15 protein-coding genes are annotated in these 14,173 nt (G+C 67.3%); 3 read left to right on the forward strand and 12 right to left on the reverse strand.

Annotation, left to right across the window (positions count from 1 at the left end; translation table 11 throughout):
- Positions 1–241: 241 nt before the first annotated feature.
- The 4 genes from ACREE8_RS05235 to argH form a co-directional block, all read right to left on the reverse strand.
- Positions 242–2,761 carry a TIGR02302 family protein gene (locus tag ACREE8_RS05235; protein WP_431571924.1) on the reverse strand — a complete coding sequence of 840 codons (2,520 nt, stop codon included), beginning with the start codon at positions 2,759–2,761 and terminating at the stop codon, positions 242–244.
- Between the two features lie 113 nt (positions 2,762–2,874).
- Positions 2,875–4,188 (reverse strand): diaminopimelate decarboxylase, encoded by a 1,314-nt coding sequence (gene lysA, locus ACREE8_RS05240; protein ID WP_431571925.1) that lies wholly within the window; start codon positions 4,186–4,188, stop codon positions 2,875–2,877.
- Positions 4,185–4,334, reverse strand: a complete 150-nt coding sequence (locus ACREE8_RS05245; protein WP_431571926.1) for an LPS translocon maturation chaperone LptM — start codon at positions 4,332–4,334, stop codon at positions 4,185–4,187. Before ACREE8_RS05245 ends, lysA begins: the two co-directional genes overlap by 4 nt.
- Entirely contained in the window at positions 4,331–5,698 is a 1,368-nt protein-coding gene (gene argH / locus ACREE8_RS05250; RefSeq protein WP_431571938.1) for an argininosuccinate lyase, read from the reverse strand. Before argH ends, ACREE8_RS05245 begins: the two co-directional genes overlap by 4 nt.
- 93 nt (positions 5,699–5,791) lie before the next feature.
- On the opposite strand from argH, the gene ACREE8_RS05255 reads away from it, so the two are divergent.
- The gene (locus tag ACREE8_RS05255) at positions 5,792–6,415 is read left to right on the forward strand and encodes a TlpA family protein disulfide reductase (RefSeq protein WP_431571927.1); all 624 of its coding nucleotides are present in this window, start codon (positions 5,792–5,794) and stop codon (positions 6,413–6,415) included.
- Between the two features lie 91 nt (positions 6,416–6,506).
- The gene (locus tag ACREE8_RS05260; RefSeq protein WP_431571928.1) at positions 6,507–6,887 is read left to right on the forward strand and encodes an endonuclease domain-containing protein; all 381 of its coding nucleotides are present in this window, start codon (positions 6,507–6,509) and stop codon (positions 6,885–6,887) included.
- A 42-nt stretch (positions 6,888–6,929) separates the two neighbouring features.
- Here the strand turns inward: ACREE8_RS05260 and ACREE8_RS05265 are convergent, their stop codons facing one another.
- From ACREE8_RS05265 to ACREE8_RS05290, 6 genes are all read right to left on the reverse strand, one after another.
- Entirely contained in the window at positions 6,930–7,814 is an 885-nt protein-coding gene (locus ACREE8_RS05265; RefSeq protein WP_431571929.1) for a 3-hydroxybutyryl-CoA dehydrogenase, read from the reverse strand.
- 73 nt (positions 7,815–7,887) lie between these two features.
- Positions 7,888–8,823: an electron transfer flavoprotein subunit alpha/FixB family protein gene (locus ACREE8_RS05270; RefSeq protein WP_431571930.1), complete on the reverse strand. Its 936-nt coding sequence runs from the start codon at positions 8,821–8,823 to the stop codon at positions 7,888–7,890.
- Between the two features lie 16 nt (positions 8,824–8,839).
- Positions 8,840–9,589, reverse strand: coding sequence for an electron transfer flavoprotein subunit beta/FixA family protein (locus ACREE8_RS05275; RefSeq protein ID WP_431571931.1), 750 nt, complete (start codon positions 9,587–9,589; stop codon positions 8,840–8,842).
- A gap of 223 nt (positions 9,590–9,812) precedes the next feature.
- Entirely contained in the window at positions 9,813–10,406 is a 594-nt protein-coding gene (locus tag ACREE8_RS05280; RefSeq protein WP_431571932.1) for a cob(I)yrinic acid a,c-diamide adenosyltransferase, read from the reverse strand.
- Between the two features lie 12 nt (positions 10,407–10,418).
- Entirely contained in the window at positions 10,419–10,616 is a 198-nt protein-coding gene (locus ACREE8_RS05285) for a twin transmembrane helix small protein (RefSeq protein WP_431571933.1), read from the reverse strand.
- A gap of 77 nt (positions 10,617–10,693) precedes the next feature.
- Positions 10,694–11,305, reverse strand: a complete 612-nt coding sequence (locus ACREE8_RS05290; protein ID WP_431571934.1) for a 2-hydroxychromene-2-carboxylate isomerase — start codon at positions 11,303–11,305, stop codon at positions 10,694–10,696.
- 175 nt (positions 11,306–11,480) lie between these two features.
- Here ACREE8_RS05290 and ACREE8_RS05295 point away from each other — a divergent pair, with 175 nt between their 5' ends.
- Positions 11,481–11,876 carry a hypothetical protein gene (locus ACREE8_RS05295; protein ID WP_431571935.1) on the forward strand — a complete coding sequence of 132 codons (396 nt, stop codon included), beginning with the start codon at positions 11,481–11,483 and terminating at the stop codon, positions 11,874–11,876.
- A 30-nt stretch (positions 11,877–11,906) separates the two neighbouring features.
- On the opposite strand, the gene ACREE8_RS05300 is transcribed toward ACREE8_RS05295, so the two are convergent.
- Complete coding sequence (locus tag ACREE8_RS05300; protein WP_431571936.1) at positions 11,907–13,592, reverse strand: acyl-CoA dehydrogenase family protein; 1,686 nt, start codon at positions 13,590–13,592, stop codon at positions 11,907–11,909.
- Between the two features lie 71 nt (positions 13,593–13,663).
- Positions 13,664–14,173, reverse strand: a 510-nt coding sequence (locus ACREE8_RS05305) for a zinc-binding dehydrogenase (protein ID WP_431571937.1), incomplete at its 5' end; no start/stop codon positions are given.

Consider the following 14,173-nt stretch of genomic DNA (forward strand, 5'->3'; position numbering starts at 1 on the left):
CGGCGATCAACACCGGGCAGAATTGCCCCCACCAGCCAGCTCTTCAGCCCCATCTCGATAACCGCAATCAGCGTGCTATCCTGGTTCAGGGCGGTGAGGGATCGGCTCAGGTCATTCATTCTTGGCAAGGGACGCGCTCCATCGGTTGGTTTTGCAACACCAATGGTGCATCACTTCGCCGCCCACCCCATAGCATCTCTCCCCCACGAAATGGGGGAGAGGAAAGAATTAGAGTGAGTTCTCAGAACCGATCCAGCAGCCGCTGCAGATAGTCGCGCTCGACCTTGGGGCGGAATTGTTCCGATGAGCGGCGGCGCAGCTCGTCGAGGATCTGGCGCGCGCGCTGGAGATCGGCGGCTTCCGGCAGCTTGACGTCGCCGGTGTCGATCATGCCGGTGCCTTCCTGCTGGCGCTGGCCGGGATCGGGCTGCTGGCTCAGCAGCTGATCGCGGGGTGCGGCACCCGGTCGACTGCCGAAACGTTCCGCCAGCGCCTTCAGCATCTGTTGCTGGCTCTGCATGAGCTGATCGAGCGCCTCCGCCTGGGCCTGGTTGGCGGCGCCGGGATCGCTGTTGTCGAGCGCGCCGACGGCATCCTTCATGGCGCGTTCGGCTTTGCCGAGCGACCCGGGGATATTGCCCGTCATGTCGCCGAAGCTGCGCATCACCTCGCCGAGGCCCTGGCGCAACGCCTCCTGATCGTTGGACGCGCCCTGCATCTCCTGCGGCGAGCCGCCCTGCTCCACGCGCTGCTGATCACGGAAGCTGCGGTCGAGCAGCTCCTGCTGCTTCTGCGCCAGGCCCTGCAGCTTCTGCATCATCTGCAGCGCCTCGTTCTCGCCTTCCTGCGGCTGGCCCGCGAAGGGATCGGCCTGGAGGTTCTCCAGCATCTCGCGCAGCTTCGAGAGCATGTTGCGCGCCGCGTCCTTGGCGCCGGCCTCGGCCATCTGCTGCGCCTGGTCGAGCATATGCTCGAGATCGTCGCGGCCGAGCGACAGCTTGTCGGGATCGACCGGCTGCATGTTCTTGCCCTCGGCGAGGTCGCGCTTCATCTTTTCCATGAGCGCGTCGAGGAACTGGTTCATCGCCTGGCGCAGCTCTTCGACCAGCTTCGCCAGCTCCTCGTCGCTGGCCCCCTGATCGAGCGCGCGCTGCAACGCGTCCTGCGCGTCGCGCAGGCGCTGCATCGCGACCGCGCTCTCGCCTTCCTCGATCCGCAAGGCCGTGTCCCACAAGAGCTGCAGCAGGTTCGGGAGCGCGCTGTCGAGATTGCGGTCATAGCGCAGCCGCGCCGAGACGCTGGAGAGCGCCAGCATCACCACCACGTCGTTGTTGTAGGCCTCGGTGTCCGACCCGAGCTTGTCGAAGGCATAGACCAAGGCCTTCCGCTTGTCGGGTTCGAGCGCCAGGATCTTGCGGAGCGCGATGATGGCGCGCGCCACCGGATGATGGAACGGCCGCTCCGGCAAGGTGATATTCCGGGTCTCGCTATGGCCGACCTGGTCGGTCGCGTCGCGCGCGGCGAGCGTCAGCATCACCGGGCTGCCCGCCAGCGGGTTGGCGGTGAGGTCGTGATAGCTCTCGGCGCGCGTCTGGCGCAGGCCGCTGCCGGGCACCGGCAGATCGAGCTCGATCGGGGCGGCGCTGGCGGCATCGCCCAGGGGCGTGATCTTCGCCGTCACATGCTCGACGCCGTAATCGTCGCTGGCGGTGTAGCTGAGCTTGAGCACGCCGCGCTCGGTCTGGGCCGGGTCGGCGGTGAAGGCCACCGTCGGCGGCTTGTCGGGGATGATGGTGATCGGCCATTGCGCCAGCTCGCGATTGCCGATCTTCAGCACCAGCCGGTCGCCGGTGACGAGATGGCCGTCCTCGAGGCGCCAGCTCTTCTGCGCCAGCGGCTCGAGCGTCCGGGTCTCCTCGCCCAGCGCCAGGCTCGGCTGCTGCGGGCTGTTCTCGACCTGGGCCAGCACGACGCTGTTCTCGGCGATCGCCAGCGGCTTGGGTGCTGCGGCGTTGTCGGTCGCGGTCGCGCTGCCGTCGGTCGCGGGTGCCGCGGCATTCTCGGTCGGCATCGGCGTCGAGGAGGAGAGCAGGATCGGCGCCAGGCCGGTATAGGCGGGCGGCGTGATCCAGATGTCATAACCGGGCGGCTCGGCCGGAGGACCGGCGGTCAATCCCGGGATCAGGGCCTGCTTGACGCGGGTCAGGCTGTCGGACCCGGCCGCGACCAGCCCGATCACGAGGAAGAGGCCCAGCGCCACCCGCAGACCCCAGGGATCGCGCGCGGCCAATCCGGGGCGCGGCAGCTTCAGCCGCAGCCGGCCGATGGCCGCCAGCAGGCGGGTCCGGTGCAGCGACCAGAGCGCCTCGGCCTCGGGTTGCCCCAGTCCGGCTACCAGGGGCTCGATCAGCAGCGTCAGGGGGCGATGGGAAAGGTCGCTGTCGAGCTCGAGCCGGCGGCGCGCCTCGGCCTCGCTGGGCACGCTGAAGCGCCGCAAGCCGCGCCAGAGGGCGAAGCCGATGGCGCCGGCGAAGGCCGCCAGCAGCAGGGCGTGGAGCCAGGGCGGCAGGCGGGTCGGGAGATCGAGCAGGGCCAGGACGAGGAACAGGCCGGCGATACCGACCGCCGGCCAGATGGCAGGCCAGAGCCGCTCCCAGAAGAGGCCGAGGCGCGCCAGCAGCAGCCAGGGCCCGAGCCGCGCCCGGAGCCGCCGCTCGATCGCCTTCGTTGCCATCGGGGTCGAGCCAACCTGCTCGGCCATCGCCAACGCCTCCTTGGCATTCCCGGAAGGGCCAGGCATTCCGCGGGAGGGTTGCCCCTTCAGGAGGGGGCCCGGCCAGCCCCTGAAGCTCCAACGCTGGAGGTTCTTTGAGGCTATTCCGCGGCGCCGCGTGCGCCTTTCGCCTGGCTGGGCCGCCCGGAACCGGCTCCGAGCCAGTCCGGGATATGGTCGCGCGCCAGGATGGATTGATAGTCGGGCCGCGCCCGCACGATGTCAAAGGCATCGCCATGGACCAGGATCTCGGGCGCCGCGAGCCGGCTGTTGTAACCCGACGCCATGACCGCGCTGTAGGCCCCGGCCTGGCAGATCGCGACCAGATCGCCGTCCTGGAGCGGGGGCAGGGGCCGCTGCTCGGCGAACCGGTCCCCGCTCTCGCAGATCGGGCCCACCACGTCGAAGCGCTTCACCGGCGCGTCGGAGGCGGGCTCCGTCACCGGCAGGATCGCGTGATAGGCGTCATAGAGGGCGGGGCGGATCAGATCGTTCATGGCGGCGTCGATGATCACGAAATCGCGGCTGGCGCCGGGCTTCACGAACAGCACGCGCGATACCAGGATGCCGGCATTGCCGACCAGCCAGCGGCCGGGCTCGAAGGCGAGCTCGGTCTTGAGCGATCCCACCGTCTCGCGCACCACGCGGACATAATCGGCGATCGCGGGTGGCGTCTCGCCGCGATAGGCGATGCCGATGCCGCCGCCAAGATCGAGCCGGTCGACGGTGAGCCCAAGCCCACGCAGCTCGGCCGTGATCTCGGCCACGCGCCGGAAGGCCGCGCGATAAGGCTCGAGGTCGGTCAATTGCGAGCCGATATGGAGGGCGAGCCCGCGCACATCGATGCCGGCGAGGCCGGAGGCTTCCTGATAGGCCGCCTGCACATGGCCGAGCTCGATGCCGAACTTGTTCTCGGCCTTGCCGGTCGAGATCTTGGCATGGGTCCGGGCATCGACGTCGGGATTGATGCGCAAGCAGACGGTGGCCCTGCGCCCGAGCCCGCGCGCGACCTGGTCCAGCAGCCGCAGCTCCGGCAACGATTCGACATTGATCTGGCGGATCCCGGTCTCCAGCGCGAACTTCATCTCGGACGCGGTCTTGCCGACGCCGGAGAAAATGATCTTCTGCGCCGGCACGCCCGCCGCCAGTGCCTGGCGCAACTCGCCTTCGGAGACCACGTCGGCCCCGGCGCCGCGCTGCGCGAAGGTCGCGATCACCGCGAGATTGGAATTGGCCTTGAGCGCGAAGCAGATCATCGCCGGCAGTCCGGCGATGGCGGCGGCAAACTCGTCATAGGCGCTGGCGAGCGCCGCGTGCGAATAGCAGAAGAAGGGCGTGCCGACCTGGGCCGCAAGGCGCGAGACGGGGAGTGCCTCGGCGTGAAGCTCGCCCTGGCGATAGGCAAAGACGCTCATAGCTCGTTGGGGCTCGGATATTGGCGGGGATATTGATCGGTCTGGCCGGGCGGCAGGCCCGGCGGGCCCTTCTTGCCGCAGGCGGCGAGCGGCAAGGCCAGCGCCATCAGCAAGGCCAGCAGCAGGGCGAGGCGAAGGCGGCTCATAGATAGCGCTCCCGGGCGCGCGCGATCGCCTGGCGCACCGTCTCGGGGGCCGTGCCGCCGAAGCTGGTGCGGCTCGCGACCGAGTTCTCGACGCTGAGGACGTTCTGCAGCTCGGCCGTGATGCGCGGCTCGACGCTCTGGAGCGCCGACAGAGGCAGGTCCCATAGGGCGGCCCCTTTCTCGTCGGCCAGGCGCACGATGCGCCCGGTGATCTCATGCGCCTCGCGGAAGGGCACGCCCAACATGCGCACCAGCCCGTCCGCGAGATCGGTCGCGGTCAGATGGCCGTTCCTGGTGGCGCGCGCCATGGCGGCGGCATCGGGCGTCATGTCGCGCACCATGCCGGTCATGGCGGCCACGCACAAGGCGAGGCTGTCGGTCGCCTCGAAGGTCGGCTCCTTGTCCTCCTGCATGTCCTTGCCGTAGGTGAGGGGCAGGCCCTTCATCATGATCAGCAGCGCCTGGAGCGCGCCGATGATGCGTCCGGTCTTGCCGCGCACCAGCTCGGCCGCGTCGGGATTGCGCTTCTGCGGCATGATCGAGCTGCCGGTGGAGAAGGCGTCGGAGAGCCGCACGAAACGGAAGCCGTCGGAGGTCCAGAGCACGATCTCCTCGGCGAGGCGCGAAAGATGCACCGCGAGGATCGAGCCCGCCGCCAGATATTCCAGCGCATAGTCGCGGTCGGAGACGGCATCGAGCGAGTTCGCCATCGGCCGGTCGAAGCCGAGCGCCTTCGAGGTCTGGTCGCGATCGATCGGGAAGGAGGTGCCGGCGAGCGCCGCCGCGCCCAATGGATTTTCGTTCATGCGCCGGCGGCAATCGACGAGGCGGCCGCGGTCGCGCTGGATCATCTCGACATAGGCCATCAGATGGTGACCAAAGGTCACAGGCTGGGCCGGCTGCAGATGGGTATAGCCCGGCATGATCGTGCCGGCATGGGGCTCGGCCAGATCGAGCAGGGCTGCCGTCAGATCCTTGAGCTCGACCTCGAGGCCGTCGACCGCGCGCCGTACCCAGAGGCGGAAATCGAGCGCGATCTGGTCGTTGCGCGAGCGCGCCGTGTGGAGCCGGCCCGCGGGCGCGCCGATGATCTCCTTGAGCCGCGCCTCGACATTCATGTGAATGTCCTCGAGCGCGCGAGAGAATGTGAAGGTGCCCGCCTCGATTTCGCGGCGAATTTGCTCCAAACCCTTTTGGATCGCGGCGCCGTCTTCTTGACGGACGATGCCCTGGCGGACCAGCATGGCGGCATGGGCCAGCGAGCCCTCGATGTCCTCGGCATAGAGGCGGCGATCGAAATCGATGGAGGCGTTGATGCGCTCCATGATCTCGGCCGGCCCGCCAGCGAAGCGGCCGCCCCACATGGTGTTGGAGCTGCTTTTCTTCTCGCTGTTGCCGCGGGGCGCGGCCGGGGTGTCGCGGTTGGATTTCACAGTCATCGGAGTTGAAGTGTGGAGATGATCGATCGAGAGCGGCGCCGGCTGCTGACCGGAACGGCGGGCGGCCTCATCCTGCTGGGGGCCGCGCTCGGGCTGCCGGGCGCCGCCGCGGGCGGGAATGCGGGCCCGCCGCTCGGCGGTTCGCTCGCGGACTTTACCCTGATCGATCCGCCCCGGCCAGTGCCGCGGGCGAGCTTCCTCGACGCCAACCAGCAGCCCGTGACGATGGACCAGTTCAAGGGCCGCGTGGTGCTGCTCAATTTCTGGGCCACCTGGTGCGGGCCCTGCCGCGAAGAGATGCCTTCGATCGACCGGCTCCAGGCCCAGCTCGGCGGCGCCGATTTCACGGTGCTGGCCCTCTCGCTCGACGAGGGCGGGATCACGCCGGTGCGCCATTTCTACCAGCAGCTCGGCATCCAGCATCTCGACATCTATCTGGACCAGGCCAACGCCCTGCCGAATGCGCTGAAGGTTCCGGCCCTGCCGACCTCGATGGTGATCGACCGCAACGGCAACATCGTCGGCCTCATGGTCGGCCCCGCCGTCTGGGACAGCCCCGAGGCGCTGGCCCTGATGCACTACTTCATCGAAAAGGACGCCCCCGGAGGGCAGCCCTCGGGATCGACGAGCAGCGCGACTTAGAGGGTGGCGCGGGCGCTGTCCTTGTTTCTTTCCTCTCCACCCGCGAAGCGGGGGGAGAGGGCAGGGTGAGGGGGGTCTCGAAGCGACGCCGATGAGCCGGGAATTCGCCAAGCTGCTTCGCCGCAACCTGACGCCCGTCGAATGGCGCTTTTGGCATTCCGTGAAATCGCGCCAGCTGGCGGGTGCCAAGTTCCGTCGCCAAGTTCCCGTCGGTCCTTATGTTGCCGACTTCCTCTGTATCTCGGCCCGCCTGATCGTCGAGCTCGATGGTGGCCAGCATTCGGAAACGGTCAGCGCGGATGCCGCCCGCACCCGCTATCTGGAGGAGCAGGGCTATCGCGTTCTTCGATTCTGGAACAACGATGTGATGACGAATCTGGAGGGCGTCCTCCGGATCGTCGAACTCGCCCTGGCCGGGGCCCCCCTCACCCTGCCCTCTCCCCCCGCTACGCGGGTGGAGAGGAAAGATTAAAGGAGGGGCTAAGAAAGGAATGAGGTGACGAGTGGTGGCCGCCTACCGCGTCGGGATCGGCTTCTCGCCGCTGTAGTCGTAGAAGCCGCGGCCGGCTTTCTTGCCGATCCAGCCGGCTTCGACATATTTCACCAGCAGCGGGCAGGGGCGGTATTTGCTGTCGGCGAGGCCGTCATAGAGCACCTGCATGACGGCGAGGCAGGTGTCGAGGCCGATGAAGTCGGCGAGCTCGAGCGGCCCCATCGGGTGGTTGGCGCCGAGCTTCATGGCGGTGTCGATCGCCTCGACGGTGCCGACGCCCTCATAGAGCGTGTAAACCGCCTCGTTGATCATCGGCAGCAGGATGCGGTTGACGATGAAGGCCGGGAAATCCTCGGCGGGCGCCGCGGTCTTGTGGAGTTTCTCGGTCAGCTCCTTGATCGACCGGTAGGTCTCTTCGTCCGTGGCGAGCCCGCGGATCAGCTCGACCAGCTGCATCAGCGGCACCGGGTTCATGAAATGCATGCCCATGAACTTGGCCGGCCGGTCGGTCACCGCGGCGAGCCGCGTGATCGAGATCGACGAGGTGTTGGTGGCGACGATCGCCTCGGGCTTCAGGACCGGGCACAGCTCCTTGAGGATCTGGACCTTGACCTCTTCCTTCTCGGTCGCGGCCTCGATCACCAGATCGCGGTCGCCGAAATGGTCGAGCCCGACGAAGGGATGGATGCGCCCCAGGGCGGCCTTCTTCTCCGCGTCGGTGATGCGATGGTCGTCGCGCTTGGAGTGGACCTGGCGCTCGAGGTTCCGCTCGATCGACTTCATGGCCTTCTCGAGCTGGCCCGCCTCGATATCGGACAACACGACGTCGAAGCCATTGAGCGCGCAGACATGGGCGATGCCATTGCCCATCTGCCCGGCGCCGATCACGCCGATCTTCTGAATCATCTCTTAGTCATCCTTCATCCGGCGCCGGCATCTTGGGGCGGCCCCGGACGGGCCGCGCCGCCGGCGCGGTTCCTTACTTGCTGAGCTCTGCGGTCAGCTCCGGCACGGCCGTGAACAGGTCCGCCACCAGGCCGTAATCCGCGACCTGGAAGATCGGCGCGTCCTCGTCCTTGTTGATGGCGACGATGACCTTGCTGTCCTTCATGCCGGCGAGATGCTGGATCGCGCCCGAGATGCCGACCGCGATATAGAGTTCAGGCGCCACGATCTTGCCGGTCTGGCCGACCTGGTAGTCGTTGGGCACATAGCCGGCATCGACCGCGGCGCGGCTGGCGCCGACGGCGGCGTTGAGCTTGTCGGCGAGCGCCTCGAGCAGCTTGAAATTATCGCCCGACTGCATGCCGCGACCGCCCGAGACGATCACGCGCGCCGAGGTGAGTTCGGGGCGCTCGGACTTGGAGAGCTCGGAGCCCACGAAGGTCGAGAGCCCGGCATCGCCGGCCGAGGCGACCGTCTCGACGGCGGCGCTGCCGCCGGTGGCTGGGGCCGCGTCGAAGCCTGTCGCGCGGACGGTGACGACCTTGATCTTGTCGGTGGCCTGGACCGTCGCCAGCGCGTTGCCGGCATAGATCGGCCGCACGAAGGTGTCGGGCGATTCGACCGAGATGATCTCGGAGACCTGTGCCACGTCGAGGAGTGCCGCCACGCGCGGCATGATGTTCTTGCCGACGCTGGTGGCGGTCGCCAGCAGATGGCTGTAGTTCGGCGCCAGGCCGACGATCAGCTTGGCGACGTTCTCGGCCAGCATGGCGGCATAGACCGCATCGTCGGCCAGCAGCACCTTGCCGACGCCGGCGATTTTCGCCGCGGCGTCCGCGGCGAGCTTCGCATTCTGACCCGCGATCAATACATGGATGTCGCCGCCGATCTTCTGCGCGGCGGTGATGGCATGGAGCGAACCGTCGCGCACGGCGCCGTCGTGATGCTCTGCCAGAACCAGAATCGTCATTGTCTTGTTCCCCGCCTCAGATGACTTTGGCCTCGTTGCGCAGCTTGTCGACCAGCTCCGCAACGGACTTCACCTTGGCGCCGGATTTGCGCTTGACCGGCTCGACCACCTTGAGGGTCTTGAGGCGCGGCGAGGGATCGACGCCCAGCGCTTCCGGCGTCACCGCCTCGATCGGCTTCTTCTTCGCCTTCATGATGTTGGGCAGCGAGGCGTAGCGCGGCTCGTTGAGCCGCAGATCGGTCGTCACGATCGTCGGCAGAGTCACGATCTCGGTCTCAAGGCCGCCATCGACCTCGCGCTTCACCCGCAGCTTGTCGCCTTCGATCGTCAGCTTGGAGGCGAAGGTGCCCTGCGGCCAGCCCAAGAGGCCCGCCAGCATCTGGCCGGTCTGGTTGGAATCGTCGTCGATCGCCTGCTTGCCGAGGATGACGATGCGCGGCTGTTCCTTCTCGATCACGGCCTTGAGCAGCTTGGCGACCGCGAGCGGCTGCAGCTCGACATCGGTCTGCACATGGATGCCGCGGTCGGCGCCCATGGCGAGCGCGGTGCGGATCGTCTCCTGCGAGCTCGCGGGACCGCAGGCCACGGCCACGATCTCGGTCGCCGTGCCGGCTTCCTTCATGCGCACCGCCTCTTCGACGGCGATCTCGCAGAAGGGATTCATGGCCATCTTCACATTGGCCGTCTCGACCCCGGTGCCATCGGCCTTCACCCGCACCTTCACATTGGCGTCGATCACGCGCTTGACCGCGACCAGTACCTTCATCTCTGGATCTGGCTCCGAATTTGTCTGTTGAAAAAGGCCGGCCGCGGCGCCCCCGAGCTGCCCCGCGAGGCCGACCCCGCTTTATTTCGCAGCGCACAATAAGGACAGGGTATGAGCCTGTCAACGCGCCCGGCCGCAACTTTCTGTCGCTCGGGCCCGCGTCAAAACGGCCCGCCGGGCCAGCTTTTCCAGGCGATTTCCGGGGTCTGAGCCCCGGGCCCGGCTAGCGGTTGGCGCCGGGCACCCAGAGAAGGTCGGCCTTGCCCTTGCGGTTGAGCCAGCGCGCCAGCACGAAGAGATGGTCGGAGAGCCGGTTGATATAGCGCACCGCTTCCGGATTGACGGCCTCGGCCTCGGCCAGGGCCGTCATGACCCGCTCGGCGCGCCGGACCACGGTGCGGGCGAGATGGAGATAGGCGGAAGCGGCACTCCCGCCCGGCAGGATGAAGGAGTTGAGCGGCGCCAGATGGGAGTTCATGGCGTCGATCTCGCGCTCGAGCCGCAGGGTCTGGGCCGCGTCGATGCGCAAGGCGCCGGCGCTGCTCTTGCCTTTGCCCCTCTTGTCCTCACCAGGCCGCTTCTCCTCCGGCACGCAGAGATCGGCGCCCAGATCGAACAAATCGTTCTGGATCCGCTCCAGCATCTGGTCGGTCTTGCCCTTGGTATGGAGCCGCGCCAGCCCGATCGTGGCGTTGGCCTCGTCAACCGTGCCATAGGCCTCGACGCGCCGGTCATGCTTGGCGACGCGGGCGCCCGAGCCCAGCGAGGTCTCGCCCTTGTCGCCGCCCTTGGTGTAGATGCGCGTGAGCTTGACCATGGTCCTCTTACGTCAGTCGCGCATCGCCAGCATCAGGGCGAAGAAGATCAGGATCGCGAGACCCTGCATCATCACCCGCAGGCGCATGAGCTTGTTGCCGTGGCGCTTGTTGAAATCGCCGCCGCGCGCCATGGCGAACAGCCCGACGAACAGCACCGCCAGCGTGCCGAACATCGCGATCAGGAGAAGGACGAAGAGAAATCCACGCATGGGCGGAATATAGGACGCGATCGGGCTGGCGGCGAGGGAGAAAGCAGGGGCGTTTCGCGGGCCGGAGGTCGTGGCGCTCAGCGCTTCCGCTGCTTCAGAAAATGCTTCAGCAGCAGGATCCGGTCGTTGCCCCAGAACATCTGGCCCTCGACGACGAAGCTCGGCACGCCGAAGACCCCGGCCTGGCGCGCGGCCTCGATCGTGTCGCTGTGGAGCCTGTCGGTCGCGGGCGCGTCGATGCCGGCGGCGATGCGCGCGCCGTCGAGGCCGGCCTTGTCGGCGATGCGGGCGATCGCGGCATCGTCTCCGGGAACGGGACCTTGCACCATGATCGCGTCATAGAGCGCCGTCACGAAGGCGGGGCAGCATCCGGCAACCGCCGCCGACACGGCCGCGCGATTGATGCGGGTCCAGTCGCCCTTGCTCCAATCCGGCGTGACGATCTTGACGCCGTAGAACGATGCCCAGCGGCCGGTGTCGATGTCGCGATAGTCATGCTCATACTGACCGGACACGCGCAGGCCGCTGCTGAAGGGCGTGGCACCGCGCGCCGTGAGCAGGGCCGACAGCCCCAGCGGGTGCCAGCGGAACTGCGCGCCGAACTCGCGCTCGATCAGCGGTATCTGCGTCGCCGCCAAATAGGAATAGCGGCTGTCGATCGAGAAGTAGAAATCGATGGGGGTTGGCATCGGGGTCTGCCTGAGCCGGGCCGATCCCGGGCGGTCCGATTCCTACCGTGGCCCGTCGTTTCCGGCAATCGATGCGATCGGGCGCGCAAAGCCGCTCCGCCGGCGAGGGGCTTGCATTGCGAATAATCTATGATAGATTATTATTAGTTTTATACAACTTTTAGGAGTGTGTTTTATGAACAAGATTTCGATGGCCTTGTTGATGGCGCTCGGCGTTCTGGCGGCCTTGCCGGCGCAGGCCGGCATGCTCGGGCGCTTCGAGGTGGTGGAGGATCGCGCACGGGTTGCGGACGCAAGCGCCAAGGCGAGGGACAGCATCCTCTGGAGCCTCGACACCACCAGCGGCGCGGTCTCGGCCTGCACGGCGACGAAAGCCGCCTGCAAGACCGAAAGCGAAATGTGGGGCAAGGGCGAGGAAGGCAAGCAGCGCTATCGCATCGCCTCGCATGAGATCGACGGTGAGCCGCAACTGGCCGAGCTCTGGGTGATCGACACGACCACGGGCACGATCCAGCGCTGCCAGACGGACCTGGCGCCGGAGCCCAATCTGGTCTGCGCCAAGTCGCGGTGAGAGCGAGGCTTCGTCTTCGCGCGGGCTGTTCTAGTTCCGGCCGCTGAGCAGCCCGCGCGCGATCACCTGGGCCTGGATCTCGGCCGCACCCTCGAAGATGTTGAGGATGCGCGCATCGCAGAGCACGCGGCTGATCGCATATTCCTGGGCATAGCCGTTGCCGCCATGGATCTGCAGCGCGTTGTCGGCATTGCCCCAGGCGACGCGCGCGGCGAGCAGCTTCGCCATGCCGGCCTCGATGTCGCAGCGCCGGTCGCTGTCCTTCTGGCGCGCGGCATACCAGGTGAGCTGGCGCGCGAACATGGTCTCGACCGCCATCCAGGCGAGCTTGGTGGCGACGCGCGGGAACTCCAGGATCGGCTTGCCGAACTGGATGCGGCCTTTGGCATAATCGAGCCCCAGCTCCATCGCGCATTGCGCCACGCCGACCGCGCGCGCCGCGGTCTGGACGCGGGCGGATTCGAAGGTCGCCATGAGCTGCTTGAACCCCTGGCCCTCGACGCCGCCGAGGAGGTTCTCGGTTTTGACCGCGAAGCGATCGAAGCCCAGCTCATATTCCTTCATGCCGCGATAACCCAGCACCGGGATCTCGCCGCCGGTCATGCCGTCGGCGGGGAAAGGTTCGAGATCCGTGCCGCGCGGCTTCTCGGCGAGGAACATCGAGAGCCCGCGCCAATCGGGGCTGTTGGGGTCGGTGCGCGCCAGCAGCGTCATCAGGTCCGAGCGCGCGGCATGGGTGATCCAGGTCTTGTTGCCGGTGATGCGGTACTGGTCGCCTTCCTTGACCGCGCGCGTCTTGAGCGAGCCCAGATCGGAGCCGGTGCCGGGCTCGGTGAAGACGGCGGTGGGCAGGATCTCGCCCGAGGCCAGCTTCGGCAGCCATTTCTGCTTCTGCGCCTCGGTGCCGCCGAGACGGATCAGCTCGGCCGCGATCTCCGAACGGGTGCCGAGCGAGCCCAGCCCGATGTAGCCGCGGGAGAGCTCCTCGGTGACGATGCACATGGCGAGCTTGCCCAGGCCCGATCCGCCGAATTCCTCGGGGATGGTGAGGCCGAACACGCCGAGATTCGCGAGCTCGTCGACGACCGTCAGCGGGATCAGCTCGTCCTTCAGATGCCAGCGATGCGCATCCTCGCGATGATCCTCGGCGACGCGCCGGAACTGGTCGCGCGTCATGGCGAGGATCTCGTCGTCGAGCGCCGTTTCGCCGAAATCATGATCGGCGATGAGCTCGGCCAATCGCTCGCGCAAACTCGCACGGTTGGCGCGGAGCAGGCTGTCGACGGCGAACTCGGAAGCGAGCGCCGTCGCGGCGTCGGGCAGTCCCAGATCCTGGGGCCGCACCACTTCGCCCTGCGAGATCGCGATGCCACCGGTCATCTGCGCCAGATATTCGCCGAAGCCGATCTGCAGGATCAGCGCCTCGCGTTCGCCCAGCCGGTCGCTGTCCTCGAGCCGCTCCGCCCAGGCCAGCGCCTGGCGCAGCGCCTCGGCATAGGTCGCATACCAGGCGAAGCCGTGGGCGGCATATTGCGCGCGGTCGAGCGCCGCCGCATCGACACGGCCCGCCGGCGCCAGATCGGTGGCGAGCGCGAGGCGCGCCTCCTCCACCAGCCGCTCGGCCGGCGCCAGCGCGAGCCGGCAGGTTTCGGTGAGATCGGGAAGGAGCAAGGTGGAGTCTCCGACGGTGAGGCTTGTTCTATCCGCGCCCTCCATGGATCCCGGCCTTCGCCGGGATGACGAGAGAGGATTCAGCGATGTGACTCTAGACTGGCCCGTTGGCGTGTCTACGCCTCGATCGCATCCTCGAGCGTGCGCAGGCCCGGGCGCTTGGCCTGGACCAGCACGGCCATGTTGCCGGGCTTGTGCTGGTTCTTCCACATCTTGGTGTGGGCGCGCGGAATGTCATGCCAGGAGAAGACCTCCGACATGCAGGGATCGATGCGCCGCTCGATCACGAGCTGGTTGGCCTGGGCCGCCTGCAGCAGATTGGCGAAATGGCTGCCCTGGATGCGCTTCTGGCGCATCCAGACGAAGCGCGCGTCGAAGGTGATGTTGTAGCCGGTGGTGCCGGCGCAGAATACGACCATGCCACCGCGCTTCACGACGAAGCAGGAGACCGGGAAGGTCTGCTCGCCCGGATGTTCGAACACGAAATCGACGTCGACGCCCTTGCCGGTGATGTCCCAGATGGCCTTGCCGAAGGCGCGGCACTTTTTCATGTACTCGTTATATCCGGCGGTGTCGTCGATATCCGGGCACTGGCCCCAGCAATCGAAATCGTTGCGGTTGATGAC

Origin of the sequence: Hypericibacter sp. (assembly GCF_050729195.1) — a bacterium.
Lineage (GTDB): Bacteria > Pseudomonadota > Alphaproteobacteria > Dongiales > Dongiaceae > Hypericibacter.

What these genes read in the sequence shown, in the direction of transcription:
- ACREE8_RS05270 (WP_431571930.1), bottom strand. Translation starts at nt 8,823, where the DNA reads ATGACGATTCTGGTTCTGGCAGAGCATCACGACGGCGCCGTGCGCGAC.
- ACREE8_RS05245 (WP_431571926.1), bottom strand. Translation starts at nt 4,334, where the DNA reads ATGAGCCGCCTTCGCCTCGCCCTGCTGCTGGCCTTGCTGATGGCGCTG.
- ACREE8_RS05255 (WP_431571927.1), top strand. Translation starts at nt 5,792, where the DNA reads ATGATCGATCGAGAGCGGCGCCGGCTGCTGACCGGAACGGCGGGCGGC.
- ACREE8_RS05285 (WP_431571933.1), bottom strand. Translation starts at nt 10,616, where the DNA reads ATGCGTGGATTTCTCTTCGTCCTTCTCCTGATCGCGATGTTCGGCACG.
- ACREE8_RS05290 (WP_431571934.1), bottom strand. Translation starts at nt 11,305, where the DNA reads ATGCCAACCCCCATCGATTTCTACTTCTCGATCGACAGCCGCTATTCC.
- ACREE8_RS05235 (WP_431571924.1), bottom strand. Translation starts at nt 2,761, where the DNA reads ATGGCCGAGCAGGTTGGCTCGACCCCGATGGCAACGAAGGCGATCGAG.
- argH (WP_431571938.1), bottom strand. Translation starts at nt 5,698, where the DNA reads ATGTGGGGCGGCCGCTTCGCTGGCGGGCCGGCCGAGATCATGGAGCGC.
- ACREE8_RS05265 (WP_431571929.1), bottom strand. Translation starts at nt 7,814, where the DNA reads ATGATTCAGAAGATCGGCGTGATCGGCGCCGGGCAGATGGGCAATGGC.
- ACREE8_RS05280 (WP_431571932.1), bottom strand. Translation starts at nt 10,406, where the DNA reads ATGGTCAAGCTCACGCGCATCTACACCAAGGGCGGCGACAAGGGCGAG.
- ACREE8_RS05295 (WP_431571935.1), top strand. Translation starts at nt 11,481, where the DNA reads ATGAACAAGATTTCGATGGCCTTGTTGATGGCGCTCGGCGTTCTGGCG.
- ACREE8_RS05300 (WP_431571936.1), bottom strand. Translation starts at nt 13,592, where the DNA reads ATGGAGGGCGCGGATAGAACAAGCCTCACCGTCGGAGACTCCACCTTG.
- lysA (WP_431571925.1), bottom strand. Translation starts at nt 4,188, where the DNA reads ATGAGCGTCTTTGCCTATCGCCAGGGCGAGCTTCACGCCGAGGCACTC.
- ACREE8_RS05275 (WP_431571931.1), bottom strand. Translation starts at nt 9,589, where the DNA reads ATGAAGGTACTGGTCGCGGTCAAGCGCGTGATCGACGCCAATGTGAAG.
- ACREE8_RS05260 (WP_431571928.1), top strand. Translation starts at nt 6,507, where the DNA reads ATGAGCCGGGAATTCGCCAAGCTGCTTCGCCGCAACCTGACGCCCGTC.